This is a genomic window from Stenotrophomonas sp. NPDC077420 (assembly GCF_044543385.1).
GTDB lineage: Bacteria > Pseudomonadota > Gammaproteobacteria > Xanthomonadales > Xanthomonadaceae > Stenotrophomonas.
In genome coordinates this window covers 222,780-246,775 of the sequence record NZ_JBITVZ010000003.1, presented here as the reverse complement: position 1 = coordinate 246,775, position 23,996 = coordinate 222,780, and the positions used below count along the sequence as shown (strand labels likewise).

25 protein-coding genes are annotated in these 23,996 nt (G+C 63.1%); 15 read left to right on the top strand and 10 right to left on the bottom strand.

The features are described from left to right. Positions 1-85: 85 nt before the first annotated feature. Positions 86-646 (bottom strand): fasciclin domain-containing protein, encoded by a 561-nt coding sequence (locus ACIGII_RS04835; RefSeq protein ID WP_399633859.1) that lies wholly within the window; start codon positions 644-646, stop codon positions 86-88. Between the two features lie 183 nt (positions 647-829). Here ACIGII_RS04835 and ltaE point away from each other — a divergent pair, with 183 nt between their 5' ends. Next, positions 830-1,858, top strand: coding sequence for a low-specificity L-threonine aldolase (gene ltaE, locus ACIGII_RS04830; RefSeq protein WP_399633861.1), 1,029 nt, complete (start codon positions 830-832; stop codon positions 1,856-1,858). Between the two features lie 699 nt (positions 1,859-2,557). Here the strand turns inward: ltaE and ACIGII_RS04825 are convergent. Further along, positions 2,558-3,226, bottom strand: a complete 669-nt coding sequence (locus ACIGII_RS04825; protein WP_399633863.1) for a class I SAM-dependent methyltransferase — start codon at positions 3,224-3,226, stop codon at positions 2,558-2,560. 256 nt (positions 3,227-3,482) lie between these two features. On the opposite strand from ACIGII_RS04825, the gene ACIGII_RS04820 reads away from it, so the two are divergent. Next, on the top strand, positions 3,483-4,193 hold the full coding sequence (locus ACIGII_RS04820) for a hypothetical protein (RefSeq protein ID WP_399633864.1): 711 nt from the start codon (positions 3,483-3,485) through the stop codon (positions 4,191-4,193). Positions 4,194-4,273: 80 nt separating this feature from the next. Beyond that, positions 4,274-5,170 carry a BRCT domain-containing protein gene (locus ACIGII_RS04815; RefSeq protein ID WP_399633866.1) on the top strand — a complete coding sequence of 299 codons (897 nt, stop codon included), beginning with the start codon at positions 4,274-4,276 and terminating at the stop codon, positions 5,168-5,170. Positions 5,171-5,437: 267 nt separating this feature from the next. Here the strand turns inward: ACIGII_RS04815 and ACIGII_RS04810 are convergent, their stop codons facing one another. Together ACIGII_RS04810 and ACIGII_RS04805 are read right to left on the bottom strand one after the other, a co-directional pair. After that, entirely contained in the window at positions 5,438-6,421 is a 984-nt protein-coding gene (locus tag ACIGII_RS04810; RefSeq protein WP_399633868.1) for an alpha/beta hydrolase family protein, read from the bottom strand. 116 nt (positions 6,422-6,537) lie between these two features. Then, the gene (locus tag ACIGII_RS04805; RefSeq protein ID WP_399633870.1) at positions 6,538-7,362 is read right to left on the bottom strand and encodes a helix-turn-helix domain-containing protein; all 825 of its coding nucleotides are present in this window, start codon (positions 7,360-7,362) and stop codon (positions 6,538-6,540) included. A 480-nt stretch (positions 7,363-7,842) separates the two neighbouring features. Between ACIGII_RS04805 and ACIGII_RS04800 the strand changes: the two genes are divergently transcribed. Further along, the gene (locus tag ACIGII_RS04800) at positions 7,843-8,163 is read left to right on the top strand and encodes a hypothetical protein (protein ID WP_399633871.1); all 321 of its coding nucleotides are present in this window, start codon (positions 7,843-7,845) and stop codon (positions 8,161-8,163) included. A gap of 96 nt (positions 8,164-8,259) precedes the next feature. Here the strand turns inward: ACIGII_RS04800 and ACIGII_RS04795 are convergent, their stop codons facing one another. After that, positions 8,260-9,087 carry a restriction endonuclease gene (locus tag ACIGII_RS04795; protein ID WP_399633873.1) on the bottom strand — a complete coding sequence of 276 codons (828 nt, stop codon included), beginning with the start codon at positions 9,085-9,087 and terminating at the stop codon, positions 8,260-8,262. Between the two features lie 78 nt (positions 9,088-9,165). After that, complete coding sequence (locus tag ACIGII_RS04790) at positions 9,166-14,463, bottom strand: putative Ig domain-containing protein (protein WP_399633874.1); 5,298 nt, start codon at positions 14,461-14,463, stop codon at positions 9,166-9,168. Positions 14,464-14,731: 268 nt separating this feature from the next. On the opposite strand from ACIGII_RS04790, the gene ACIGII_RS04785 reads away from it, so the two are divergent. From ACIGII_RS04785 to ACIGII_RS04770, 4 genes are read left to right on the top strand one after another with little or no spacing between them, the layout of a single operon-like run. Further along, a complete protein-coding gene (locus ACIGII_RS04785; RefSeq protein ID WP_399634243.1) occupies positions 14,732-15,268 on the top strand; it encodes a phage tail protein in 537 nt (178 codons plus the stop codon). 31 nt (positions 15,269-15,299) lie between these two features. Further along, the gene (locus ACIGII_RS04780) at positions 15,300-15,830 is read left to right on the top strand and encodes a phage tail protein (protein WP_399633876.1); all 531 of its coding nucleotides are present in this window, start codon (positions 15,300-15,302) and stop codon (positions 15,828-15,830) included. Positions 15,831-15,857: 27 nt separating this feature from the next. Next, complete coding sequence (locus tag ACIGII_RS04775; protein ID WP_399633877.1) at positions 15,858-16,397, top strand: phage tail protein; 540 nt, start codon at positions 15,858-15,860, stop codon at positions 16,395-16,397. Positions 16,398-16,411: 14 nt separating this feature from the next. Further along, the gene (locus ACIGII_RS04770; RefSeq protein ID WP_399633879.1) at positions 16,412-16,939 is read left to right on the top strand and encodes a GNAT family N-acetyltransferase; all 528 of its coding nucleotides are present in this window, start codon (positions 16,412-16,414) and stop codon (positions 16,937-16,939) included. Here the strand turns inward: ACIGII_RS04770 and ACIGII_RS04765 are convergent. Next, positions 16,932-17,222 (bottom strand): DUF6916 family protein, encoded by a 291-nt coding sequence (locus tag ACIGII_RS04765; protein WP_399633881.1) that lies wholly within the window; start codon positions 17,220-17,222, stop codon positions 16,932-16,934. The genes ACIGII_RS04770 and ACIGII_RS04765 overlap by 8 nt on opposite strands. Between ACIGII_RS04765 and ACIGII_RS04760 the strand changes: the two genes are divergently transcribed. Further along, complete coding sequence (locus ACIGII_RS04760; RefSeq protein ID WP_399633883.1) at positions 17,221-17,664, top strand: hypothetical protein; 444 nt, start codon at positions 17,221-17,223, stop codon at positions 17,662-17,664. The genes ACIGII_RS04765 and ACIGII_RS04760 overlap by 2 nt on opposite strands. Before the next feature lie 243 nt (positions 17,665-17,907). Here ACIGII_RS04760 and ACIGII_RS04755 read toward each other — a convergent pair whose 3' ends face one another. Next, positions 17,908-18,252, bottom strand: a complete 345-nt coding sequence (locus ACIGII_RS04755; protein WP_399634245.1) for a MerR family transcriptional regulator — start codon at positions 18,250-18,252, stop codon at positions 17,908-17,910. A gap of 112 nt (positions 18,253-18,364) precedes the next feature. Here ACIGII_RS04755 and ACIGII_RS04750 point away from each other — a divergent pair, with 112 nt between their 5' ends. Continuing rightward, on the top strand, positions 18,365-19,273 hold the full coding sequence (locus tag ACIGII_RS04750; RefSeq protein ID WP_399633885.1) for an alpha/beta fold hydrolase: 909 nt from the start codon (positions 18,365-18,367) through the stop codon (positions 19,271-19,273). Between the two features lie 69 nt (positions 19,274-19,342). Here ACIGII_RS04750 and ACIGII_RS04745 read toward each other — a convergent pair whose 3' ends face one another. Then, positions 19,343-19,660 carry a helix-turn-helix domain-containing protein gene (locus tag ACIGII_RS04745; protein ID WP_249834295.1) on the bottom strand — a complete coding sequence of 106 codons (318 nt, stop codon included), beginning with the start codon at positions 19,658-19,660 and terminating at the stop codon, positions 19,343-19,345. Between the two features lie 154 nt (positions 19,661-19,814). Here ACIGII_RS04745 and ACIGII_RS04740 point away from each other — a divergent pair, with 154 nt between their 5' ends. The 5 genes from ACIGII_RS04740 (at position 19,815) to ACIGII_RS04720 (ending at position 22,983) form a co-directional block, all read left to right on the top strand. Beyond that, positions 19,815-20,546: an SDR family NAD(P)-dependent oxidoreductase gene (locus tag ACIGII_RS04740; RefSeq protein WP_399633887.1), complete on the top strand. Its 732-nt coding sequence runs from the start codon at positions 19,815-19,817 to the stop codon at positions 20,544-20,546. 119 nt (positions 20,547-20,665) lie between these two features. Beyond that, entirely contained in the window at positions 20,666-21,076 is a 411-nt protein-coding gene (locus ACIGII_RS04735; RefSeq protein ID WP_399633889.1) for a hypothetical protein, read from the top strand. After that, positions 21,077-21,430, top strand: coding sequence for a hypothetical protein (locus ACIGII_RS04730; RefSeq protein WP_399633890.1), 354 nt, complete (start codon positions 21,077-21,079; stop codon positions 21,428-21,430). It abuts the gene before it with no gap. A 117-nt stretch (positions 21,431-21,547) separates the two neighbouring features. Beyond that, positions 21,548-22,303, top strand: a complete 756-nt coding sequence (locus tag ACIGII_RS04725; RefSeq protein ID WP_399633891.1) for a hypothetical protein — start codon at positions 21,548-21,550, stop codon at positions 22,301-22,303. 86 nt (positions 22,304-22,389) lie between these two features. After that, the gene (locus ACIGII_RS04720) at positions 22,390-22,983 is read left to right on the top strand and encodes a hypothetical protein (RefSeq protein WP_399633893.1); all 594 of its coding nucleotides are present in this window, start codon (positions 22,390-22,392) and stop codon (positions 22,981-22,983) included. 184 nt (positions 22,984-23,167) lie between these two features. Here ACIGII_RS04720 and ACIGII_RS04715 read toward each other — a convergent pair whose 3' ends face one another. Beyond that, a complete protein-coding gene (locus ACIGII_RS04715) occupies positions 23,168-23,785 on the bottom strand; it encodes a hypothetical protein (RefSeq protein WP_399633895.1) in 618 nt (205 codons plus the stop codon). Positions 23,786-23,996 lie beyond the last annotated feature (211 nt).

Below are 23,996 nucleotides of genomic sequence, written 5' to 3'. Positions count from 1 at the left end.
ACGCGTGGCCCGTTCCTGGATCTTGGGCCTGCTCGCTCTGGCGGAGCCGGCCGTCAACTCGACGGCCGGCAACACCCGCCCACGCTTATTTGGGCATCAACACGCCATCGATCACGTGCACCACACCGTTGGACTGTCCGACATCAGCGGTAGTCACAGCTGACTTGCCGCCCTTGGCATCCACGACCCACACCTTGCCCTCGGAGAGCTTGACCGTAAGCTTCTCGCCTTCAACGGTAGTCAGCATGCTGGATTCACCGCCTTTCTTGGCCGCTGCCGTGAGCTGCGCCGCGGTGTGGGTGCCGGGAACCACGTGATACGTCAGGATCTGGGTCAACTTTGCCTTGTTTTCCGGCTTCAGCAGCGTATCAACCGTGCCTTTCGGCAGCTTCGCGAACGCGTCGTTGGTCGGCGCGAAGACGGTGAACGGCCCCGTCCCGGACAAGGTATCGACCAGCCCAGCCGCCTTGACGGCCGCAACCAGCGTGGAGAGATTCTTTGCAGCCGACGCATTTTCGACAATCGTCTTGGTGGGGTACATGGCCGCGCCACCCACCATCGGGTTGTTAGCAGCCGATACGCTGGCGGTTGCGAAAACTGCTGCGATGCACGAAGCGATAGCGAGACGCCGAATGGAGTTGTACATGGGTAGGTCCTCTGAACTTGGCGCACAACGTTGTGCCTCTATACCTACGCAGCGTGACGGCGTTCGGATGCAGTCCCTGGCCTTTGCAGAACGCCTCGAAAGCAAACACGTTCAGCCAGACACTCACGGCGCTTTCACAACGTTCTAGAATGGGCGCAAGCCTCCACTTCAGCGAGTTCCGGAATGCCGTGGATTGACCTGCGCAGCGACACCGTCACCCAACCCACCCCCGCCATGCGCCAGGCCATGGCCACCGCCGAAGTAGGGGATGACGTCTATCAGGACGACCCGACCGTCATCCAGCTCGAGCGCCTCGCTGCCGACATGTTGGGCAAGGAAGACGCGCTGTTCGTGCCAACGGGGGTGTTCGGCAACCAGCTGGCCGTATTCACCCATTGCCGTCGCGGCGATGAAGTGATCGCCGGCGATGACTCGCACCTGGTCTGGCACGAAAACGGCGCCGCGGCGGTGATCAGTGGCGTGCAGCTACGCACGATTGCCAGCAGGCAGGGATTGCTGGAGCCCAGCGAGATCGCGTCACGTATCCGGGTGGGGGAGGACATCCACATTCCTCGCACCGGGCTGATCTGCCTGGAGAACGCGCACGGCAACGGCCGCGTGATCCCGCTGGCCACGATGGAAGCCACTTCCGCCATCGCCCGGAAGCACGGCGTTCCCATCCACCTGGACGGTGCACGCGTGTTCAATGCCGCCACTTACCTGGGGTGCGACGTTAAAGCCATCACCCAGCATGTGGACACGGTGATGTGCTGCCTCTCCAAGGGCCTGGCCGCCCCCGTCGGTTCGATCCTCGCGGGGCCGGCGGCCTTCATCAAGCGCGCCCGTTACAACCGCAAGCTGCTGGGAGGAGGGTGGCGGCAAGCGGGGGTCATCGCAGCCCCGGGCATTCTTGCGCTCACTGAAATGACGCAGCGGCTGGATGTAGATCATGACAATGCAACGTACCTGGCGCAGCAGTTGGCCGAAGTGCCGGGCATCGAGGTTGATATGGAAGACGTCCACATCAACATGGTGTGGTTCGCGCTACCCGATGGAGTAGACGTGCCTCGACTGATGCAGGCCTTTGAAGCGGCAGACATACGAGCCAACGGTGCGTACGGCGGCAAGATGCGTCTGGTGACCCATTGGCAGATCGATCGCGAAGCCATTGATAGAACCGCGTCAGTGATCCGGAGCGTGGTAGCTGGGTGATCCAGCGGCTCACAGGTACGGACTGGCACGGACCCGGTAGGGTCGGTCGCAAGACGACTGCCGTGAAACCTGCAACACCCGGTAACGCATGACCTGGAAACGAAGACGTAAAAAGAAGCTCACGAACTTCCACCAATACGCTTGATCGGATGCTAACGTCCGCTATCGACTCAGATCGTACCCGAGGTCACGCGAGGCACAGTCGCGCAATGGCGCCGATCAACCACAGCAGCTTGTGCACCTTGTTCGACGCCGGGGTTAACGTCTCGATGTCTTCATGTGTGTTGTAGAGCACCAACGCAGTGAGGTGGAGAATGCATGATTGGACATTGATGGGTATTCGAGTGGACTGGGCGAGTGCATCCGTCCAGATAAGTGCGTTGGATGAGACTTCGACAGAGCGTCGCCTTGTTTTTGAAAGAGTGACCGACGTTTTGGTCGATCGGAGTGAGCCTTGGGGTGTAAGTAGTTCGATTAACGAAGTTACATGGAAGAATGAGGGGAAGACGCTCTCTGTTGACATCGAAATGCAATCGGGAGGCAGAGTTACGATTGCCGCCGGCTCGTGCTCTCTGGACGGTACTGAAGTGATAGTGTGAAGTGCTGGTGCCGTCGAGTACTCGTGATCGCATCCGACTATGATCGGCTGGAAGCCGCCAAACAACGCCGAGGCTATGGCCAGCGTGCCTTGGGTGGCTACTACGGCCGACGCGCCACCCAACCCCGGAAGCTGAGCGCAGCGTAGAACAGCTCCACCTCAATGAAACCGGCTGCTTCCAGCAGCGCAACCTCATCCCCTTCGGAGATCGCCGGGAGCTTGTCCGCCATGACCGCAACCGACGCTTCGTCGCGCTCGTCCAGAACACCGTCTATCGACGCGAACGCGGCTGAGCGACGCAACCAGCGCATGCGGGCTTCAGGCGCATAGCTGTGGTGGGCTATCACGAGCACACCGCCAGGCCGAAGGCGCTGGAACAACCCACGCAGGGTCTGCAGCCGCGTATCAGGGTCAAGGAAGTGAAGGGTCAGGAGGCAAGCGGCGCCGTCGAACTCCCGCATCGGCGCATCCTCGATGAGGCCCTCCAACAGCAATGCGCGCGAGGCGTTCGCACCCAGGGTCTCCCGTGCAAGCTCGAGCATCGGACGTGAGGGGTCTACGCCAACAAACCGCCAGCCTGGCTGCGCCTTGGCCAAGGCATCGAGCTCCAACCCGCCGCCGGCACCCAGCACCAGCACCTCGCCCGTGGGCGGAACGGATTCCGCCAGCAGGATGTGGGTCATGCGGTGGAGGGCCGCCATGCCAGGCACCTTGGCCTGGGCTGTCTGCTGATAACTGCTGACTGCGGAGGGGGCTTTGAACGTCGACATGGATACTCAGCCCGAGCGGGTCCCGTTATATGTAACTGTGATTGTTACATATCACAGCCGTCCAATGCGGGGCCAGGAACGATCAGCGAAAGTGGTAGGGTCGGTCGCCAGACGACCGCCCTGACACCACCAACAGCCGGTAACGCATGATCCAGAACGAGACCTGCGCAGTAGCATCACCCCAACTTCCATGCCGGTGCTTGGCTGAACCATCCCCCCCTAGCTATATTCAAACCTCAGGAAGAGGAAGCAGTCTATGGAACATACGACGAAGGAACTGTCGATAGCAGATGTAGCCGGCGGGGGATCCGCGCTGGTAACGTTCGGGCTGATCCAAGGCGCCCTCTATCTAAAAGCCTATTGGGGCCATTTTGGTCTAGACCCATTTCAATATGTCGCCGTGAGCGAGATTGCGCTGGCCGGCCTGGCGGGCATCGGATTGGCACTCGGCCTGATGTTTGTGGCCATTTTGTTGGGCGATTGGCTCGGGGAAAAGCTTACCAGTATCAGCCCAGAGCGCAGAGTGCTTGGCTTCCTTGCGCCAATAGCCCTGTTTCTCGGACTGGGAGCCATCATATGGTGGGCAAACGCGTGGGTAGTACTGATAGGCGCTCTGCTGACAGTTGTCTGCCTTGCGGCAGTCTCAATCGCCCCGACGGTTCCCGCTGCCATCAAGAAGGCGCCTTGGCTGACTTACGCGGTAGTCATGCTTGTGTATGTCTCCATAGCATCAAATTGGCTTGGCGCTGAGCGGGCGAAGAAGATCACGCAAGGTGAGGAAAAGCGTGTCGCGAACGTCGCAATCGATTCCAGGAGCCTGACTGGGCTGAACTTGATTGGCCGCTTGGGCGACACCTATGTGTTTTGGGATAAGGCGCGAAAAGCGACACTGCTTCTACAAGCGAGTGACCTCAAGAGCTTGGAGTTAAGGCGCGCGCCCTCGGCAGCGACCCGAGATACTCCTTAAGCGGCTCAGGGCTGGTGTAACTTGGCCCTGCAGCCCGACCAGACACGCCGTGAGACGGCGAAGAACAGAGAGCTCAAGCAATGCAACCGAATCCTCGCGACTATTTCAAGTTCACCTCGAAAGCTCGACTGGACAAAGCCATCAACGCGCTGATTGGCATCGTCGAAGGAATTGCGATCGACGGCCACATCAACAACCTCGAGCTCGACTACCTCAACCTATGGCTGGCCGAACATGATGAGGTGCGCGACCAGCACCCGTTCAACGAGCTCGTACCGGTTGTCACTGCCGCCGTAGCCGATGGCATTCTCACCGAGGAGGAACACGCCGACATACTCTGGCTTTGTGAGCGCCTTCGCTCGACGGAGTACTACGACTCCGTGACTGCTGACCTGCAGCGATTGCACGCCATCATGGGCGGCATTGTTGCCGACACGCATATCTCCGTGGATGAGCTGCGGGCTCTTTCAGATTGGATGGCCGACCACGAACACCTCAAGACTTGCTGGCCGTTCGACGAGGTCGGCAGTCTCATCACCGGCGTACTGGCCGACAAGCAGATTGATGAAAAGGAGCAAGCGATGCTCCACGATTTCTTCGCGGAGTTCACTGCATTTCTCGACGACCGCACAATCAACCGTGCGCCGGTACTCCACGGACAAGTGGTCGTTGGCCTATGCGCAGTCGACCCCGAAATCAGCTTTTTGGATAAGGGGTTCTGCTTTACAGGCGCGTCGTCACGCTTCACCCGAGCCGAGTTTGAACGCCTCGTCCAGGAGCTGGGGGGTTCTGCGCACTCGTCGCCGTCGAAGAAGGTCCATTACTTGGTGATTGGCGCGGAAGGCAATCCTTGCTGGGCATTTGCCTGCTACGGACGCAAGGTGGAGAAGGCCATAGAGCTGCGCAAGGCCGGCACACGGGTTGTAATCGTCCACGAGCTCGACTTCCACGATGCACTGGCAGACAAAGGCAGCTGACGCCCACTATCTACTACTGGCGAGGCGATGGGGCCCGCGCGTGAGGAACGAGTGCGCCTGCAGCCTGCTGCCCGGCACCGGAACCCGCAGTCGATGATGACTGCGAGTCACGGCGGACAGAAATCTCACCGTCTCATGCAATGGACCGGTAGGGTCGGTCGCCAGACGACCGCCCGGAACCCATCAACACCCGCTAACGCATGACCCCAAACGAAGCCCGAGCTCAACCGGGAGGTGTCACGTAACGGTGCCTTGGCATTTCTGCGACTACCGAAGCGCGGAATCGAACAGCTCCTTGGCCTGCCGGATAGCGGCCTGATGCGTAGAGCCCTTGTCCGCGCCCACCTCGCACAGCTTGCCCGCCCGCTCACGGCCCAGCGCCGTGCACTCCGCGAGGAAGTCGTAGTGGCCCACCGAAGGCAACGCCTGCAGGCGCACCTTCCCATTCGCTTCCGCAATGACCTCGCTGTTGGTGTCGGGCAAGGCAATCGCATCGGCCTCACCTACAACCACCGACACCGGCATCTCCAACCGCCCCAGCTCACCCGGCTCGAACGCCTGGACAATCGCCGGCGCCATCAGGAATACCGCGCGAACGTAGGGAATGCGGCCATCCTGCGCTGATTTGGCGACCCACGGCGCCAGCTCCGGCGTACCGACCGCCGCCATCCGCCGCTCAAAGGTCATTTCCGGATTCTCGGCTTGCGGCACGCAGACCCCATCCTTCGGCGACGCCTTGCAGAAGGCGACCAACCTGCCCATGTCTGGACGCGCACCGGCAGCCACCAGCGCCGTGAACCCCCCAGCCGAATACCCCACCAGCCCCAACCGCTCTGCATTTACATGCGGAGACAGCACGGGATCGGCCTGTACCGCAGCCAGCGCGGCGGCGAGGTCGTCGGCCCGGTTCCACATCAGAATGCTGCCCGCGTCCGTCATCGGGTCCACGCCGTTGTTGCCGGGATGGTCCACCGCCACCACCACATACCCCGCGCGCGCCAGGGCAGTACCGAACCAGCCCATCATGCGGGCACTGCCGCCATTGCCATGCGACACCAGCAGCAGTGGCCAGCGGCCCGGCGCAGCCGGGGCATCCACGGCAGAAGCTCCCTCCTCGAAGAGCGGCGCGCCCGGCGGCCCAATCGTGAGTGGCTGCTCCTTCGCACCTGGCTGGGCCGGGTACCACACCGTATAGCGCACGCGGTCGCTGTGCCCGGCATCGCGCACCGCTGCACTGGCCGTGTGCGCCACGCCATGGGTTTCCCCAACAGCAGGGGAGGGCTGAGCCGACCATGCCACTGGCGCGAACAGACAAGACAACAGGACGAAGGCGTATGGCAGTACTCGCACGGAAGACTCTCCTTGGGTCAACTCGGGTTGGACAGCGGCAGCCAGATCTCAACGCCACCGTGTCCGGTGCGGTCGTCGAAGCGGGCGTCATAGCGTTCGAAATCAGGTGCGTCTGCCAAGGCCAGGCCGGAGCGGGGCAGGTGGTCGTTCAACAGCCAGAACCAGGTGGAGCGGATCGTAGAGATGTGGCCCGCATGCCACGCCACCAGATAGTCCCCGGCCGGGATGGAAACGGCATGCCAGGCCGACGGCACGGCGGCGCTCGCACCGATCTCCATGCCGGCAATGTAGTCGAAGGCACCCTCGCCATCGCGGTTGCAACAGACCCCGAAGGCGATGTCCTTGCCCAGTTCCCGGGTCAGCGCCAGCTGCTGCCATTGCGAGGGAATGGATGCGACGGTGGCTGCGGTATGACGGGCGCGGATGCCGGCCACGCGCAGCGGGCCCAGCCGCCGGCGTTCCGGCTCCACCTCGCAGGGCAGGGGTGGGGCGTCGAGCTTGATGGCCTCTACCAGCGCCAGTCCCTGCAGACCTTCCCGGCGCACCTGCTCCGGTGCCTGCTTGAACTGCTCCGTAAAGGCATGAGTGAAGGCCGCATGCGAGGCATAGCCGGCCGCCAGGGCGACTTCCAGAATGGGCACGCCGCCCGCCGCCAGGGTGCGTGCAGCCTCGGTCAGGCGACGCGCACGAAGGTAGCGCGCCATCGAGGTGCCGGTACTGACCTGGAACAGGCGTGAGAGGTGGAACGGCGAGAGCTCAACCGCCTCGGCGATCTGGGCCAGCGACGGGTTCTCGGCAAAGTGGCTCTCGATGTACCACAAGGCCTTGCGTGCCGCTCCCATGACGCCTGCTCCGTGCCAGTGACTGGGTGGCAGCGTAGCGCAGGGCGGGGGAGGGCGTTTGCGGGATCTTGCTGTGGGTGCGCGGTCTGGGTTGGGAGCGACAGTGGTGCGGGTCGTTAAGCAAACTTCTTTCAACCGAGAGAGGGCACTGGAAGTGCGATGCAGTGCCGCTGCAAATGCGCGCCAGCACTCGGATTGTCACAGAATCATTTGCTCGCCATATGCCCGGTCGCGTTCCCATTGACGCGGTGAACATGCGCTGGGCCAGGACGAGTTCCACTACTCTCGCGTCTGTCGCATGGTCTGCCTTGGGTGTCAGAACCCGAAGTGAGGTTGGCATGTTTCAAGACTTGTGTCGGGTGGGTGACGAAATACAACACCCTCGCGGAAATACGTCGCACCGTTTTGCCTCACTTCACGGTTCTGAACCTCCCGACTCCCTCGCCATCCCGGCGAGGGAGAACACAGAGGAGAACCATCATGCACGACGACTGGACGAATTTGACCCCCGAGCAACGCGCCCTTCTCAGGGGTTTCTGGCGCGCGCCGAAGAGCGTAATGATCAATGCGCTTCATCACGACGGACTCGAAACCTATCCCGGCTGCCCAACCATTCCGTGTCTGAAGGCGCGGGGGCTGTGGATGCGTGGACTGGGTATCGAACCCGGAACCCGGATGTACCTTGGTATCGGACGCGAGCTTTTTGTCATGGCGAAAGACCCATCACCGGAAGCCCTGTCCAAAGCGATGGTCCGGTTTGAGAAGACCGGCGGCAGTTGGAAGCTGGCGCCTATCAGCTAAGTGACGCGATCAGCGGGGCGGCGGCATCGTCGCCCCGGGGTGCTTCTATACGGTCATGGGATGGTATGAACGGTCAAAGGCGTCATCTTTTACACGTCAAACCGCTACGCCCCTGCAGCGGGGAAACTGGCTGCAACCAAAGATGTGCGCGCCAGTATTCCGATTGGTTCGCTTGACTGCGGGGCTCCCGCAGCGGGGACAGCTGCGGGCTTCCATGGGAGCATCCGCGATTGGGGCAAGCGCAGGCTCCCTTCGCTCAGCGCTTTTCAATGGCGCCTTGCTGGGGTCCCTTGAGTGCTGAATCATCTGCAGAAGTTGTTCTCCGCCGATCAGCTCAATGGGCTTCCCGCGAGCGAACGCTTCGGCATCGGGCGTGAACGTGCCGACGCAGACAATCTTCACCGCATCGGCTTGGTGGTGGGCAAGCAGTCCGGCCATCTCGCGGACGATGCTTACACCTACCTGTCTGCGCCGCCACTGCTTGCATTGGACGAGTACGCAGCGATTCTGCTTGCGCAGGATCAGGTCGACCCCGCCGTCGGGCCCGCCAAATCCGCTTTCCTCGACCCAGTAACCCTGACGCCGGAAGGCTTCGCCCACCAACTGCTCGAACTGCCGCCAGCCAGGCGCTGCCAGGCTTTCCAATGTGGTGCGGGTATCAATCAACTGGCGACGCCGGCGGGCCCCCAAGAAGGAGAGCAGGGCAGCCAACCAACATGCTGCAAGGAGCATCCAGGCGATCGGGTCAAGGACCTGCCAGAAATTGCTTGCCATGCCATTCGCCAGCCCGCTGTCCTGTCGGGCGAACCACCACGGAATGGCGAAGCGGATGGTGAAGAAACCCACTGCCCCGGCCGCAATGCCGATCGGCCACGGCATACGGGTCAGGGTGTCGAATCCATTCGTGCTCTTTCTACGTCCCATGGAAAAGCGTCGAGATAAAGCGGAAGGAAATAACGGGGGGCAGGCGCCGGGCGGACCCCGGCGCCACCAACAGCCCCGTTACAACTGCTTGTCCAGGCTGATCTGCACGCCGTGGTCGCGGTCCTCGCCGCTGCCTACCAGACCACGGTAGTCAACCCGCAGGCCCCAGTTGCGTCGGAAGTCGAACATCAAACCGGCGCCGAACATCCAGCGGCTGCGGTCGAAGCCGTCCAGCGAGGTGCGGTAGAACGGCACGCCCACCAGATCGGCGTACTGCATGGTGGCCACGCCGCTGCCCTTGAAGTCGTGCTGGTACTCCACCCGCAGCTGCGGCGTCCACGCACCCCACACCGCCGTGTTACGGAATTCCATGCGGAACCCGGCGTTGCCGGTGCTGGTATCCACATCCTGGTCACCGTAGCGCAGTGCGAAGAGCTCGCTTCCGCTTTCCGCATACGGGTCCAGGGTTCCCTGCGATGCATCCAGCCGTGCGTACGGTGTCAGCATCCAGTTGCCGCGCACCACGTCGGCACCCAGCGACAGCGAACCGAACCACTGGCTACCGTCGCGCAGGGCATGCACGAAACTGCCGTCGCTGGTGACATAGCGCCGCAGGTCGTAGTCCAGCAGCTGGTGGCCCACCAAGGCATCCACGAACAGATGCTCACCGGGGGTGTAGCTGGCATACAGCGCCAACGTGTAGGCCTGGCCATCGCTGCGGCTGCCGTTCTCGCCCACGTCGGTGCGGTCGCGGCCGTAGCCCAATGCCACGCCCAATGCGAGGTCGCGCCCGACCTGCATGTCGCTGCCAAGCGTCACGCCGTCCGTGTTGAAGTCACCGCCCGCGCTGCCACGCCCATTGCTGCGTCCGCTACGCACGCTGCCGCCCACCCACAGCCCCAGCGGGGCCTGGGACTCGTTTGCAGTGGTGGCCGGCGCATCCAGGCCGGGCTCGCGGTCGAACGGCTGGCGCCGCTGTGCATCGCACCCGGCGCCGGGCAGGGTGCCCACCGCCGGCTCGCACCGCTGCGCGCCGTAGCCCAGGCTCACGTTGTTGCTGAAGCCGTTGTTGCCGCCGGCCCCGTGCAGGCGCTGCATGCGTTGCTGGATGTTCTCGATCTGCGAGGTGGCAAACCGGCGCGCGGTATCGGCCTGGGCCGACAGCAGTCCACGCACTTCCGGGTCACGGGTCGGATCAGGACGCTGGGTGACCTGCAACGTGTAATCCCGCGTGCCAGTAAAGCCCAGTGCATCCGTGGAGGTGATGGTGAAGGCAAACCCACCGGAAGCGGTCGGGGTGCCCGTAAGCGCACCGGAACTGGCCAGCGACAGACCGCCCGGCAGCGCGCCGCCCGTGACAGCATAACGGTACGGTGCGGTGCCACCCGTGGTGGACAGCTGCTGCTGGTAGCCATTGGCGAACAGGCCAGCCGGCAGCGTTTCCGGCGTAAGCGTGAGCACCGGTGCGGCCACGGTCAGCGTGTAGGCCTGGGTGAGGGTGCCCGCGGTGCCGGTGGTGCTGTCCGTAGCCGTGACGCTGAAGCTGTAGGTGCCGGCCGCGGTCGGCGTGCCCGCCAGCCGGCCGCTCGCCGCATCCAGTACCAGGCCCGCAGGCAGGCTGCCAACGCTGCTGGCAAAGGTGTACGGCGCCACGCCGTTTCCAGCGCTGAAGTCCACTTGGTACGCGCTGCCTGCCGTGGTAGCGGGCAAGGCACCGGCAACCGGGGTCAGGCTCAGGGCCGGGCGTGCGACCTCCAGCGTGTAGTTCTGCACCACGCTGCCCGCGGTGCCACCGGTACTGTCGTTGGCGGTGATCGTCAGCGCAAAGCTGCCGGCCTGGGTCGGCGTGCCGGACAGCACGCCGGTGCCGCCATCGAAGACCACGCCGCTGGGCAGTGCACCGCTCAACGCGTAGCTGTACGGCGCTACGCCGCCGGCGGTGGTGACCACCTGCTGGTAGGCCGTGCCCGCAATGGCGGGTGAGAGGGTCGGCGGGGTTACCACAAGCGTGGGGCTGGCCACGGCGAGGGTGAACGTCTGGCCGCTGGTAAACGGCCCGGCGCCGGTGCTGCTGTCGGTGGCCGTCACCTCCAGCATGAAGCTGCCGGCCTGGGTCGGCGAACCGCTGATGGTGACACTGTCTGCCGTGCTGCTGACGATGGCAACGCCGGCGGGCAGGTGGGTCACCTGGTAGCCGGTATACGGGGCCGTGCCACCGGCCCAGCTGAAGGTCTGGCTGTAGGTCGATCCCGCTACCGCCGAGAGCGTGCCCGCAGTGCTTACGGTGATGCTGGGCATGCCCACGGTGATGCTGACCGTCGCCGGTGCGGAGGCGCCGCTGCCGTTTCGGGCGATGTAGGTGAAGCTGTCGCTGCCTGCAAAGCCAGCGGTCGGCTGATAGCTGATCGTCGTCGCCCCGGTCACCGTTGCGGTGCCGTGCGACGGCGCGCTACCCACCTCGACGGAGGTGGCGGCGCCGCCGGACAGCGCAAGCGTTACCGGAGCAGCGGGCGCCCCGTAACCGAACGTGGCGCTGACATTGCCCGCCACCGGCAGGCTGTCGGCCACGGTGATCGAACGGGACGAGCTGACGCTGTAGGGGCCGGAACCGCCCGAGCTGTCGGTGGCCGTGACAGTGAAGGTGAACGTTCCCAACGCGGCCGGGGTGCCGGTGATGGCGCCGGCACCGTTCATGCCCAATCCCTGGGGCAGGGCACCGGCGGTGACCGCATAGGTATACGGCGCGGTACCGCCACTGGCCGGGTCGATCGTGGCGGTATACGCCTCCGATCGCGTTGCATCCGGCAGCGGTCCGCCCGGCAGCTGGAGGACAGGCGCCCCCAACGTCATCGTGTAGGCCTGGCTGCCCGTGTACGGGCCAGGGGCGGCACTGGTATCGGTGGCGGTGATGGTGAAAGCGTACGAGCCGCCGGCCGTGGGCGTGCCGATCAGCGCGCCCGTCGCACTCAGAAGAAGGCCAGGCGGCAGCGCACCGGCTGTCACTGCAAAGGTGTAGCTGCCACTGCCCCCCGTGGCGGTGATGGCCTGGTTGTATGCCACACCGACGACAGGGGACGGCAGCGTCGCGGGTGCTACGGTCACCGGCTGGTCATCGTTGACGATGGTGACCGTGCCGGAGGCCTTGCCGATGATGGCATTGCTGGCACCGGACAAGGTGACGGCGAAGGTCTCGTTCGGTTCCGGGGTGGTGTCTCCGTTGACCTGGACCACGATGTCGCGGGAGAGGACGCCCGGCGCGAACGACAGGGTACCGCTGCTGCTCACATAATCCGTGGGCGAAACCGCGGTGGTGTCCGAAGTCGCGTAATTGACGGTGACTGCTTGGCCGCTGGCCGCGGACAGCACCACCGTGAGCGTGGCGGACGAGGTACCGGAATTGCCCTCGGTCAAGGAGATATCGTTGATCGAAAGCGTCGGCACGGCATCGTCATTGACAATGGTGCCCAGCGCCTGGCCGTCGGAGACGGTGGCACCGCTGACGTTGCTCACGTTGACGAAGAAGGTTTCATTGGGCTCGTTCAACGTATCGCCGAGCACCAGCACAGTGAAGGTGGCGCTGCTGCTGCCTGCCGGAATGACCTGCCCACTCAGCGAGGCGGCAGTGTAGTCACTGCCGGCGGTGGCGGTGCCATCGGCGGTGGCAATGTCGAACGCGACTCCACCCGGGCCTGCCGGCCCGCTGAGCGAAACCGTGAAGGTCATGGCGGTGGTGCCGCTGTTGCCCTCGTTGACGCTGACGTCGTTGATGAACAGCGCGGGTGCGTCGTCATCGATGATCGTACCCGTCGCCGAGGTCGGCGCGGCGAGGGTGTAGCCGGAACCGGCGCTCAGGGTGAGCTGGACCGTTTCATTGGTTTCAGGGGTGGCGTCCGCCACAGGCGTGATGGTGATGGTGCCGGTGGTGGCGCCGGCGGCGATCGTCAGCGGCGCAGTTGGCGCCGCATAGTCGGTTCCCGGGGTGGCGGTGCCTGACAGACCGAAACTGATCGAGAGCGGCGTCAATGCAGGCTGATCCAGCGTGACGGTATAGACCAGCGGGGTGCCGCTGTCCTCGTTCACCGTGGCAGGCGCTACCGAAATGGACGCCGCAGGCACGTCGTCATTGAGGATCGTGCCGGTGGCGCTGGCGGGCGCGCCCACGGTGTAGCCGCTGCCGCCGGCCACCGTGAGGATGACGGTTTCGTTCGCCTCAACCACGTTGTCTGCAGTGGGTTTGATGACCACGGTGACGGTGGTCGCACCGGCGGGAATGGTCACCGCTGCGACCGCACCGGTGTAATCGGTGGCGCTGTCCGCCGTGCCACTGGTGGTGAGGTTGACCACGGTGGCCGAAGAAAGATTCAGGCTGCGGGTTACCGTGTAGACCAGATTCGTCCCGCCATCTTCAGAGACGCTGGCCGGCGCCACCGCAATGGACACGCTGGGCGGAGGACTGACAGTGAGGGTGAAATTCTCGACCTCGAAATACGTACCCGGACCGGTGCTGCTGTCGGTAACGCGGATGGTGACCGGGTAGTTGCCCGGGGCCGAGGACGCGTTGCCACTGATCACCCCGTTGCCGGCCAGCACCAGGCCGGTCGGCAGGGCGCCCGTTTCCAGCTGGTAGGTAAGCGGTGCAACGCCGCCCGTAGCAGAAAGCGCCTGGTTGAAGGGCACGCCCTGGATCGCGGTGGCCGAGGCCGGCACCAGGGTAATGCTGGGATTCTGTACCGTGCCGCTGTAGCTCTTGTCGACCGTTGCAGACGTGCCATCGGTGGCGCGCACGCTGAAGGAATACGCGCCGCGCTGCGTGGGCGTGCCGCTGAGGGTGTCGCCGGCAAGCGAGACGCCGAGGGGCAGGGTGCCGCCCACAAGGCTGTAGGTGTAGGGATCCGTGCCGCCGCTGGCGCTCAGGGTCTGCGTGAACGCCGTACCGGCGCGCAGCGTGGGAAGCGTAGCCGGCGCGACCACGATGGCGGAATTGGCAGGGGTGACGGTGATGTTGACCCGCACTGCGCCGCCATTACCTTGCGCTTCGCCGTCGGTAAACTCGAAGGCGTCGGAGGTGGTGTTGCTGCCGTCATGGCCGTAGTCGACGAACCAGCGGCTGCCGTCGACGCGAAGGTTCGCCGTGCCGTTCTGGGGAAACGCAGGGCCATCGACCTGGCCGTAGCCGAAGTTTCCCGCTCCCTGGGCGCAGTCGGTGACCTCTATCGTGACGGTGCCGCCATTGGCCACGGTGGCGAACTTTTCCGCGCACACCGGCGAGGTGTGCGCCGCCCGCGCGGCGCCGGGCCAGCACAGTGCGGCGAAGAATAGAAACACCGAGACTGCGAACAAACGCGCGAAGCGCGCGCGGTCATTAAGGTACGCCATGACCTTTCCCCCTTGGAAAGATTTCACCTGGATGCAGAACAACATCGAGGTGCGCGTCCTTTGCTGGCTGCCCCGCGAGCGTTTCGCTCCCGTCGTTCCTTGACGTTGCCAGCGGCAGGCATCCACGCCTCCCCCCTGTGCGCAATTGGAACAGAGTTGAGGGACCGAAGGAAGTGCCCGCCCGATGGGGGTTGTGAACAGCCTGAATGGCGTTCAGAGTAAGTGCGCGTCACTCCGGCGCCGCCGCTCAGCATCCAAGGGGGATCAGATGAGCGAATTTTTCGTCGGTCAGATCATGATGACCGGTTTCAATTTCGCGCCCAGGTATTGGGCGCAATGCAATGGGCAGATCCTGCCGATCCAGCAGAACCAGGCGCTTTTCTCGTTGCTCGGCACCCGTTATGGCGGTAATGGCAGCCAGAACTTCGCACTGCCGGATCTGCGCGGTCGCACCCCGGTTGGCTCCGGGCCGTCCGCAGACCCGAATTGGCAGCCACCGCCGGTGCAGCCGGGGCAGAGTGCCGGTACCGAAACGGTGACGCTGCTGAGCAATCAGCTGCCGCCGCATGGCCACCAGGTCAGCGGCGTGGCCACCTCCGGCGACAATCGCAATCCGAGCAGCCGCACCTTTGCCGGGACCAATGGCGGGGTGAAGTTCTATGCAGCGCAGGGCGGTGCGGAAGTTATGCAGGCACCGACTTCGGTGGCTCCCGCAGGCGCCAATTCGCCGCATCCAAACATGCAGCCGTACACCGCGCTGAACTTCTGCGTTGCCCTCAGCGGCATCTACCCCTCCCGCAGCTGAGCCCCCGGCCCCACACAAGGAGTACAACCACATGAGTGTTCCCTACGTCGGCGAAATTCGCATGTTCGGGTTTGCGCGGGTGCCCACGGGATGGTTTGCCTGCGACGGTTCGCTTCTTTCCATTGCCGAAAACGATGTCCTGTACACCCTGCTGGGCACCACTTACGGCGGCGACGGGGTGACCACCTTCGGCATTCCGGACCTGCGCGGCGCCGTCCCCCTACACCAGGGCCAGGGCCCCGGTCTGACGTTGCGCCCGCTTGGCCAGCGCAGCGGCAGCGAGACGGTCACGCTGACCCTCCCGCAGATGCCCAGCCACACGCACGGGCTGGTCGCCAGCAGCGTCGCCGCCTCCCTGGACACCCCCGGTGCAACGGCACTGCCGGGCGTAGTGAGCGGTGAAACCTTCTACGTCAGCGACGTGGCTAACGCGACCGCCGTGCAGATGGAACCCACTGCCGTGTCGAACGCCGGCGGCAACCAGCCGCATGAAAACTGCATGCCCACGCTGACCGTGCAGTACTGCATTGCGTCCGCCGGCATCTTTCCTACGCAGTCCTGACCCACGCCCCCGCACAGAGAGACGACCATGACCACACCCTTTGTCGGTGAGATCCAGATGTTCGGCTTCGATTACAACCCCTACGGCTGGGCGTTCTGCAATGGCGCCACGCTGCCCGTGACACAGAACAGTGTGCTGTACTCGTTGCTGGGCATCACTTACGGCGGCAATGGGAGCAGCACGTTCCAGCTTCCCAACCTGGTGACGCGTGCGGCCTGTGCCCAAGGCACCGGGCCGGGCCTGACCCCGCGCAGGGCCGGCGATACCTTCGGGGTCACCGCGGTGACCCTGACCGAACAGCAGATGCCTTCGCATCAACACGTGCTCACCGCCTTCCAGCAGAGTGACCCTGCCAAGCGCAGCAGCGCACCGGTGGCAGGTGGCGGTCTCTCGCAGCCGGGGTCCAATGCGGTGAAGCCCTTCAGTACCAGCCCGCCGACCACGCCGATGTCGCCGACCATGCTCAAGCCCACATCAGGCGCTGCCCAGCCCCATGCCAACCAGCAGCCCTACCTGGCGGTAAACTTCTGCATCGCACTGACCGGCGACTATCCCGTCTTCCCGTGATGGGCTTGCCGCCCTTGGCATCGTTTCCGCCGGCGCGCTCGACCGCGCTGGCGGCCACGTCGGACTTGCGCTGGCGCTGTCGTCCGCTGGGTGACCACGACCTGGCGTGGTTGCCGGCGCTGTACGCCAGCACGCGTGAGCAGGAACTGCAGGCGGTGCCATGGCCCGCCGATGCCAAACAGCAGTTTCTCGCGCAGCAGTTCATCGCGCAGCACCAGCACTACCTGGCTCATTATCCCAGCGCGCATTACCTGGCCGTCGAGTTTGACGGCGAGGCGGTGGGACGCGTTTACCTGGATGAGACCGGCGCGGACGACCGCCTGGTCGACATCAGCCTGTTCCCAGCGTGGCGGGGGCAGGGCATCGGTGCCGCGCTGATCGAGCGCCAGCAGCAGTCATCGGCCGCACGCGGACGCGGGCTCGCGCTGCATGTGATGGTGCACAACATCGGAGCGCAACGCCTGTATGCGCGGCTGGGCTTCGTAGCAGCCGGCGCCTCGGAAGATGGGGTTTACCTGCCGCTGCGCTGGCAGCCTAGTTGAAGACGGCCTGGTAGAGGAAACCGGCGCGCTCCTGCGCGATGGGGACCAGGAAGATGCCGACTTCACCCACGCGACCGTGGCGCAGGGGGTAGATCTTCTGCGGGAATACAATCGGTGCGGTATTGCGGAACAGCAGCGAGAATGGTGCACGCGCCGCGCCCGGATGGGAGGCGGGCAGGGGACGGGCCTCTACCAGCACGAATTCCATTGCCATGCCATCGTACTCGGCAGCGAATGTCTCATTCACGCACCCGGCAAAGTGTTCCAGCGTCAACAGTTCCATGTCCGTCCCCCGTCGGGCAGGCCGCAGAAAGGCGGCTGCGGGTATCGTCGCCGCAATGGGTTGCTTCCGCAAGATGCCCTGTGCCAGATGCTTATGTATCCAGGTTGATATCGCAAGGCTTCTCGACCAGTATTCCCGCGGCTACACCCGGCAGACCGACGGCAAGCTCACGCCGAGCTCCGATCAGCTGCCATGGCGTGGGACGCCTGCTGGCGGCGGGGTCACCACGGCCGACGATGAAGTGCGTTTGTTTGAGGCGCTTAAGGCCGGCAAGCTGATTCCATTGCCCATGTTGAGCGAGGCGATCAAGCAGCAGATGGACTGGTACGGCTACGGATTCATCTCATCCGGACCGACAGGGGAACCGCGCCTGCTCCGGGAAGCGGACAAGGAAATGGTATGGCGCCGGGGCTCCGTGGCGTACAAGTGGATCTCAACGTAGTGGAAAATCAACTGCTAGTGCAACATCTGGAGAGATCGAGCGGCCCGGTGGTAGCGTCCACGTGGGTGAACTTACCGCCATGCTGCACGGCATATCGCCCAAACGCTGGGATGCCCTGTGCCGCCTCGTGTGATCCATGTCCTTAGAGAGTGGGCAGTGGAGGGCCGTCAATCAGCAAGGGCGGGCGTATCTGGCGTGGAACAGACTTGTAACGGCGGCGTCCTGGACGGACATCGCAGACTCTTACGTAGAAGCTACAAGCATGGCACGCAAGCGAGACCTCTGCTTGTTTAGCATTTCGATCTGCTTGTCTAGAATTGCCAACCTCTTGCGCTGAATCTCGCTGGTATCTGGGCACGCCAAGGCACCTTCGATCAACAGCATGCATTCCGGGAAACTACGTATCTCCTCCAAACTGAAGCCTGCTGCAATAAGGCGCTGTATTTGCTTCACCTGGTTGACCGACACCGGTTGAAACGCGCGGTAGCCATTTCCTGATCGGGAAGATGCCAACATCCCATGCTGATCGTAGTGTCGGATCGAACGCACGCTGACACCGCTAGCCTCGGCTAGCTCACCAATCTTCATCAGGTCATTGCTGGGTTGCTTGGACATCGCGAAATCCTTGAAGCGTCTACTTGACTCTAACACTAGTGTCAGCGTTTAGCCTCTGAGTTCCGCTCAATGAGGTTCGTCATCCATGGTCTCTTCCCCAGGCTCATCCATTCGATACACCTGGCTCTATTACATCGCTCTGTTGCTGGCACCACTGCTTGCGCACGGCACAAACCGGGCTTACACAGTTGAGTCACCGGACGGAGTCAAAATCGCTGTTCAAGAGGCGGGGAATCCTCAGGGGCAGCCGATCATCTTTGTGCACGGGTTGCTGGGTAGTCACCTCAGTTGGGACAGACAGGTTAAAAGCCCTGAGTTGCAGCGCTACCGGTTGATCACCTTTGATATGCGCGGACACGGCCTGTCCGACAAGCCAGTGGAGCTGGACGCTTACCGCGAGGGCCGTCGCTGGGCGGATGACCTCGCGGCCGTAATCAGGGACTCCGGAGCACGCGAGCCTGTGCTGGTAGGGTGGTCCCTCGGGGCTGCTGTCATCACCAACTATCTGGCTGCGTTTGGGGACGGACAGATTGCGGGCGCGGTGTATGTAGGCGGGGTCATCGAACTCAAGCCGGAACAACTCGTCGCTCAACCCACCGTTTACAGCGGCATGGCGTCATCGGACCTGCGACTGCATCTTGAAGGCGAGAAGGAATTCGTCGCGCTGTGTTTCAGCACGGCGCCTGACGACGCAACGTTCCAGCGCACGATCGCCGCTGCGGCCATGGCATCAAGCGAGATGCAGAGCGCCGTCCACGGCATGTCGATCGATGCTGCCAAAGGACTTGGTTCTATGCATAAGCCGCTACTTCTCATCTACGGTGAGCAGGATGCGCTTGTTCAGCCAAGCGCCTCCGCAGCGCGGGCGAAGGAACTTTATTCCAGGACCACAGTTGAACTGTATGCAAGGTCAGGCCATTCGCCCTTCTTCGAAGAGCCCACACGCTTCAACCGAGATCTCTCTGCATTCGTTGATGCAGCGAGCGGGCACTAAGCGAGGTTGCTACCGACCCGAATGCGTCCAGGCCCAACACGCCAATGGGAGCCGCAGGCTTACGCAGGTTCAATGCTTGCCTTGGTCGTATCGTGTGCACGCGGCTTCAAGCTCACCGCCGTTCTTCAAGGCCCAGCTACACAGCGCTTCAAAGGGCTGCTTCAGGGAGTGACCAAGAGGGGTGATCGCATACTCGACGCCAATTGGTGCGGTCGGCAGTACGGTCCGCGTTACCAGACCATGTCGCTCCAGGCGCTTAAGCGCGTCTGCGAGAGACTTGTGCGTGATTCCGTCCAATCGGCGCTTGATCTCGTTGAAGCGGGACGGTTTTGGGCAGATCACGGTAAGAATCATGATCGTCCATTTGTCCGCGATCTTCTCAAGCATCGGTCGAACCTGCGCCATGTCAGAGAGTACTTTCGCAGAGCTCTCCGCCGAACAGGTATCACCGGGTATATCTAGGCTAGTCATGGTGCGTTCTTGATACTTGATATCCAGCGTATATCTTAGCAGCACTCTTGGTTTTTACAGGTGCTCACGAATGAAGAAGATGGAAGGAAAAGTTGCCCTGGTCGTTGGCGGTGCAAGGGGCATTGGCTTGGCCGTGGCTGCTCGGATCGCTGCGGAAGGCGCAACGGTGTTCATCACCGGGCGTGACCGCAAACAGGTGGAGGAGGGCGTCGCAGCGATAGGTCCAGGTGGCCGTGGCATCGTCGCCGATGCAAGCGTCCGTGACGACATTGATCGGGTAATGAAAGAGGTTGGCAGCCAGTTCACTCGTCTCGACGCCCTCGTACTGAATGCAGGCCTGAGTGAGCCGGCATCACTTGCCGAAGTGACCGAAGAACACTTTGATCGACACTTCTCGGTGAACGTGCGCGCCCAGATCTTTGGCCTTCAGAAGGCCCTTGACTTGCTTCAAGAAGGTGCAGCCGTGGTGCTGATGGGGTCGGTAGCAAGCTCACTCGGCATCGCAAACTACGGAACCTATGCCGCAACGAAGGCTGCCCTTCGCTCGTATGCACGCACATGGGCGGCAGAACTGGCCCCCCGCGGCATCCGCATCAACGTGGTGGCCCCAGGGCCTACAGATACGGAGATGATGGAGCGAGTCCCTGATGAGATGCGTAGATCAATCGTCGCCCCGATTCTTCTCGGTCGAATGGCCAAGCCCGCCGAAGTCGCCTCTGCGACGTTGTTCCTTCTCAGCGACGAGTCGAGCTTCATAACGGGCGTGGAGTTGTGCGTGGATGGAGGCATGGGCCAAGTGTAGGAACCAAGCGGTTAGCTGTGGATACTCGGGCTGGGCATTGAGCCTGGGGGCCGGCCGGGTGAGAGGGCAACAAGCGGGGCGCCGGCAGCGACGCCCCGGCTGCCGTAATGGCGTCCCGTGTGAAACGCCAAGATGAGGGACGAACGACGGACGAGCAAAGGCCTGACTTCACCAAGGCCAGCCCCCAGCGCGCCTGGTTCCTGGCCCTGAAGCAGCGCGCTGACGCTGGTGACCCAGCCTCTCAGCGTCTGCTGGCACAGGCCTACGACAAGTGCATGTACATCTATCCAAACGTCGAACAGTACAAGGAGCGGATCCAGCGCATCATCCGGAGCGCGGAGACCGAAGAAAAGGCGACCGTGTTGGGCTACCTGCTGCAGCACGCTCTGCAGGAGTGCGCCGCCGTGGAGGACGGGGCACCGATCGAATGGGAAGACATGCGCCTACTGTATGCGCAGGCGGCACAAGGTGGCGACTTGCCTGCACGGGTCACGGAGACCGTCTTCAATCCACAGCCACCACTGAGTTAGGTGCAAACGGCTGCCCTGCTGGAAGAGGTGCTGGCGTCCAACGATCCTGCGGCGATGTTCGCCTTGGGTGATGCCATGGGTGAGTTCCTCGGCATGCAATTCGCCGAGCTTTACACGGCTTTGGCCGACGGCGAGCTCGCCGGGCGCGCCTGGCAGGTCGCGGCATGCCGGATGGGCCTTGAATGCGGACCAGAGAGCCCGCCTACCAGCAGGCTGTGTCTGCTGCAGGGCTGGTGTTATGAGGACACTTTCGAGCAGGCCACACGTAGACGGTTGGGATCCGATGCCGAACGCGAAGCGTTGGACCGCCGGGTCGAGGCGATCCTGCGCGCGATGCCACCCGCCGCAACGTAGAGCCGGGCTCTCCCCTTCGAAGCTTGGGGGTGAGGCCATCCCGAGCTTGTCGCCAGGATCAGGCCTCCCATAGGGGATATACTCCCCCTCAACCATGATCCAGGATGGATTTGCCCTATGCGTTTCACTGCAGCAGCCAGTTCGCTTGTCGTTCTACTGTCCATGGCGTCTACCGTCCCGGTCTCTGCGGCGGAACCTGACATTTTCGGAATCAAATTAGGGGCACCATTGGCGCTGCCCCTTTGCCAGATATCCGTGCCTGCTCCAGCTGCCCCCAGAAGCAACAAAGGGATGGGGGCGAGGGCGTTCAACAAGCTGATGACCCCGCCGCCGGAAGCGCCGAAGGCCACCCCACCGGCAACAGGGTTGTGCGTCGCGCCCGGCACGACAAACATGGCTGTGGGCAATACGGAGTTCGCGGCAGGAGAGTACGGTTACCTGGTCTTCGCCACGGATGAGTTCCCGGCGTGGGTTGCGCCCATCGGCATGGCGATCGGCGCGGGCGCGGATGACGCTTTTTCTCTGGAAGGTGCGGGCGGCCTGGTTCTACTGCGCAACGGGCGTGTGATCGCCCTTCGCTTCAACACCACCGGGTTCGAGGCGCAGCCGCGCGTGATGGAGCTGCTCAAGCGCAAGTTCGGCTCGCCCAGTGCCGAAAAAGCGGTGACCTGGAACAACGATCTGGGCGGCAGCCGCGAATCGATTTCCGCCCAATGGCGCAAGCCTGATTTCTTTGCGGATTATTCTTCGGTCGTGCAATCGCAGCCTATGAGAGCACAAGGGTTGTCCGGTGGAATCGGGTTCCTCAGCATCGGCAATGATGTGGGGCGGCAAGTGCTGCAGCCTGCTGCCAGCAAGGAAGCGGAGTTCTAGGTCGAGCAACCCCAAGTCCTGACCGTGATTCCTGCGGCCCGCAATGGCCAGATGACGGATCTCTGACGATGTAAGGAGGCTTCAGCATGAAGATTGCATGGGCGACCACCGCCTTGGTCCACACTTTGCGCCTGATCCTGCTGTGCACGCTACTGCTGACGATGGGCGGCTGCAGCCGCATGAGTGAGTCGTGGAAAGAGGAAGTGCGGCTGTCCGACGGCCGGCTGATCGTGGTGAAGCGCACTGCGAAGGGCACCATCACGCGGGATATCGCGATGCGTGCGACCGGCTGGAAACCAAAGGAGACCACACTGCGGATCGCGCAGGTGGATGGCGCTGCCAAGCCCCCTGTGTGGCGATCGTTCCTGATCCCGGTCGTCATGGATTACGACCCGGCCTCATCGACGTGGTCGGTCGTAGCCACTTACATGTGGTGCAGCACCTGGTACGACATGGGCCGCCCGGTCTCGCCATACGTGCAGTACATCTCGGTCGGAGGGGAAGCGTGGCGTGTCGTGCCCCTGCAGCCGGCTTTGGTTGGCATGCGCGCGAATCTGCTGACCCACATTCGGCCGACAGGCGAATCGGGCCTGGTACGGGAGCAGTACAAGGAAATGCTTTGGCGCACGAGTTCCGACCAGTACAAGTCGATCTCGATGTCCTGGAAGACCAGCTGCTAGTGCAACATCTCGAGAGTTCGACCACCGCGTTGGTAGTGGCGTCGCCGGTGCACTAACGGGCCTCGGTGCAAATCAAAGGGATTTCTAATTTATGTTCTCTACTCTGAGTGCGAGGCTGTGCGTGCTCGCTGCATTGCTTATTTGCGCCGCAGTTTGTAGGGCAAATCAATTAAAGGAGAACGAGCTAGCTCAGAGGGTTGCCGATTCCGGGTAGCCGCGCGGCCTGTGGTGAATCGATATGTCTGGAAATGTCGTCGAAAAACCCCTCCATGAAGGCGCGCAGCTGTCCGTTGCACGCGGCCCAGTCGCCCCGAGTGTGGGCATCGATTGCCTGGTCGAGGTGGCCGAGGGGCGTGGCGAAGCCAAACTGCTTCAGCAAGTGGTGCACTTCGTCATCCGTGGCAGGTAGTTGGATCTCGCCAGGAAGCGCGGCTCGGAGCGACGCACGCTGGGCGCTACTCGCGGCTGGCACAAGCACGAAGCCGTCCCGCGCGAGTCCGCGCATGAAGTCCGTATGAAGCGCGTCTGTCGAGACCGGTTTCGCTAGTTGCGCCGCCTCACGCACAAGCGCCTCCGCCAACGTCACGGGCCCGTCGACGGTCTGCAGCACCTGCTCAGCTCGCGCCACCACTACTCTGCTCAGCACCGCGATCTTCTTCCCCACGCTGACCGTCGTGTCCTGTGAAACCTCGTCCTCGAGCGCAAGGCGTACAACCATTTGATTGAACCGCGCCTGTGTGTGCTGTTCGAGCAGTTCCGTCGCAGCAACGACGGTCGGGCGAGAGAAGGGGCCTTGGCGCATGGGTCGAAGAGTTCCTGGGAAGAAGTAGACGGGATGACGAATCGCAAGCAGCGAGGGTGTGTGGCGTGCAAGGAAGTCGTAGACAACCTCGATGCATCTGCAGAACGCCCGCCAGCTTCCTGAACGCCGGAGTCAAGGCCCAAGCGGTAGAGAGCTATTTCGAATTGTACTGCGCTGCCGCGAGTGTTTCCGCACTGCCATCCTGAGCTGT

Excerpts from the sequence above, each read along its gene's own strand:
- ACIGII_RS04835 (WP_399633859.1), bottom strand. The coding sequence starts at position 646 with ATGTACAACTCCATTCGGCGTCTCGCTATCGCTTCGTGCATCGCAGCA.
- ACIGII_RS04720 (WP_399633893.1), top strand. The coding sequence starts at position 22,390 with ATGAAGATTGCATGGGCGACCACCGCCTTGGTCCACACTTTGCGCCTG.
- ACIGII_RS04750 (WP_399633885.1), top strand. The coding sequence starts at position 18,365 with ATGGTCTCTTCCCCAGGCTCATCCATTCGATACACCTGGCTCTATTAC.
- ACIGII_RS04795 (WP_399633873.1), bottom strand. The coding sequence starts at position 9,087 with ATGGGACGTAGAAAGAGCACGAATGGATTCGACACCCTGACCCGTATG.
- ACIGII_RS04765 (WP_399633881.1), bottom strand. The coding sequence starts at position 17,222 with ATGGAACTGTTGACGCTGGAACACTTTGCCGGGTGCGTGAATGAGACA.
- ACIGII_RS04820 (WP_399633864.1), top strand. The coding sequence starts at position 3,483 with ATGGAACATACGACGAAGGAACTGTCGATAGCAGATGTAGCCGGCGGG.
- ACIGII_RS04725 (WP_399633891.1), top strand. The coding sequence starts at position 21,548 with ATGCGTTTCACTGCAGCAGCCAGTTCGCTTGTCGTTCTACTGTCCATG.
- ACIGII_RS04815 (WP_399633866.1), top strand. The coding sequence starts at position 4,274 with ATGCAACCGAATCCTCGCGACTATTTCAAGTTCACCTCGAAAGCTCGA.
- ACIGII_RS04780 (WP_399633876.1), top strand. The coding sequence starts at position 15,300 with ATGAGTGTTCCCTACGTCGGCGAAATTCGCATGTTCGGGTTTGCGCGG.
- ltaE (WP_399633861.1), top strand. The coding sequence starts at position 830 with ATGCCGTGGATTGACCTGCGCAGCGACACCGTCACCCAACCCACCCCC.
- ACIGII_RS04805 (WP_399633870.1), bottom strand. The coding sequence starts at position 7,362 with ATGGGAGCGGCACGCAAGGCCTTGTGGTACATCGAGAGCCACTTTGCC.
- ACIGII_RS04740 (WP_399633887.1), top strand. The coding sequence starts at position 19,815 with ATGAAGAAGATGGAAGGAAAAGTTGCCCTGGTCGTTGGCGGTGCAAGG.
- ACIGII_RS04825 (WP_399633863.1), bottom strand. The coding sequence starts at position 3,226 with ATGTCGACGTTCAAAGCCCCCTCCGCAGTCAGCAGTTATCAGCAGACA.
- ACIGII_RS04745 (WP_249834295.1), bottom strand. The coding sequence starts at position 19,660 with ATGCTTGAGAAGATCGCGGACAAATGGACGATCATGATTCTTACCGTG.
- ACIGII_RS04715 (WP_399633895.1), bottom strand. The coding sequence starts at position 23,785 with ATGCGCCAAGGCCCCTTCTCTCGCCCGACCGTCGTTGCTGCGACGGAA.
- ACIGII_RS04755 (WP_399634245.1), bottom strand. The coding sequence starts at position 18,252 with ATGAAGATTGGTGAGCTAGCCGAGGCTAGCGGTGTCAGCGTGCGTTCG.
- ACIGII_RS04775 (WP_399633877.1), top strand. The coding sequence starts at position 15,858 with ATGACCACACCCTTTGTCGGTGAGATCCAGATGTTCGGCTTCGATTAC.
- ACIGII_RS04800 (WP_399633871.1), top strand. The coding sequence starts at position 7,843 with ATGCACGACGACTGGACGAATTTGACCCCCGAGCAACGCGCCCTTCTC.
- ACIGII_RS04760 (WP_399633883.1), top strand. The coding sequence starts at position 17,221 with ATGTCCGTCCCCCGTCGGGCAGGCCGCAGAAAGGCGGCTGCGGGTATC.
- ACIGII_RS04790 (WP_399633874.1), bottom strand. The coding sequence starts at position 14,463 with ATGGCGTACCTTAATGACCGCGCGCGCTTCGCGCGTTTGTTCGCAGTC.
- ACIGII_RS04785 (WP_399634243.1), top strand. The coding sequence starts at position 14,732 with ATGAGCGAATTTTTCGTCGGTCAGATCATGATGACCGGTTTCAATTTC.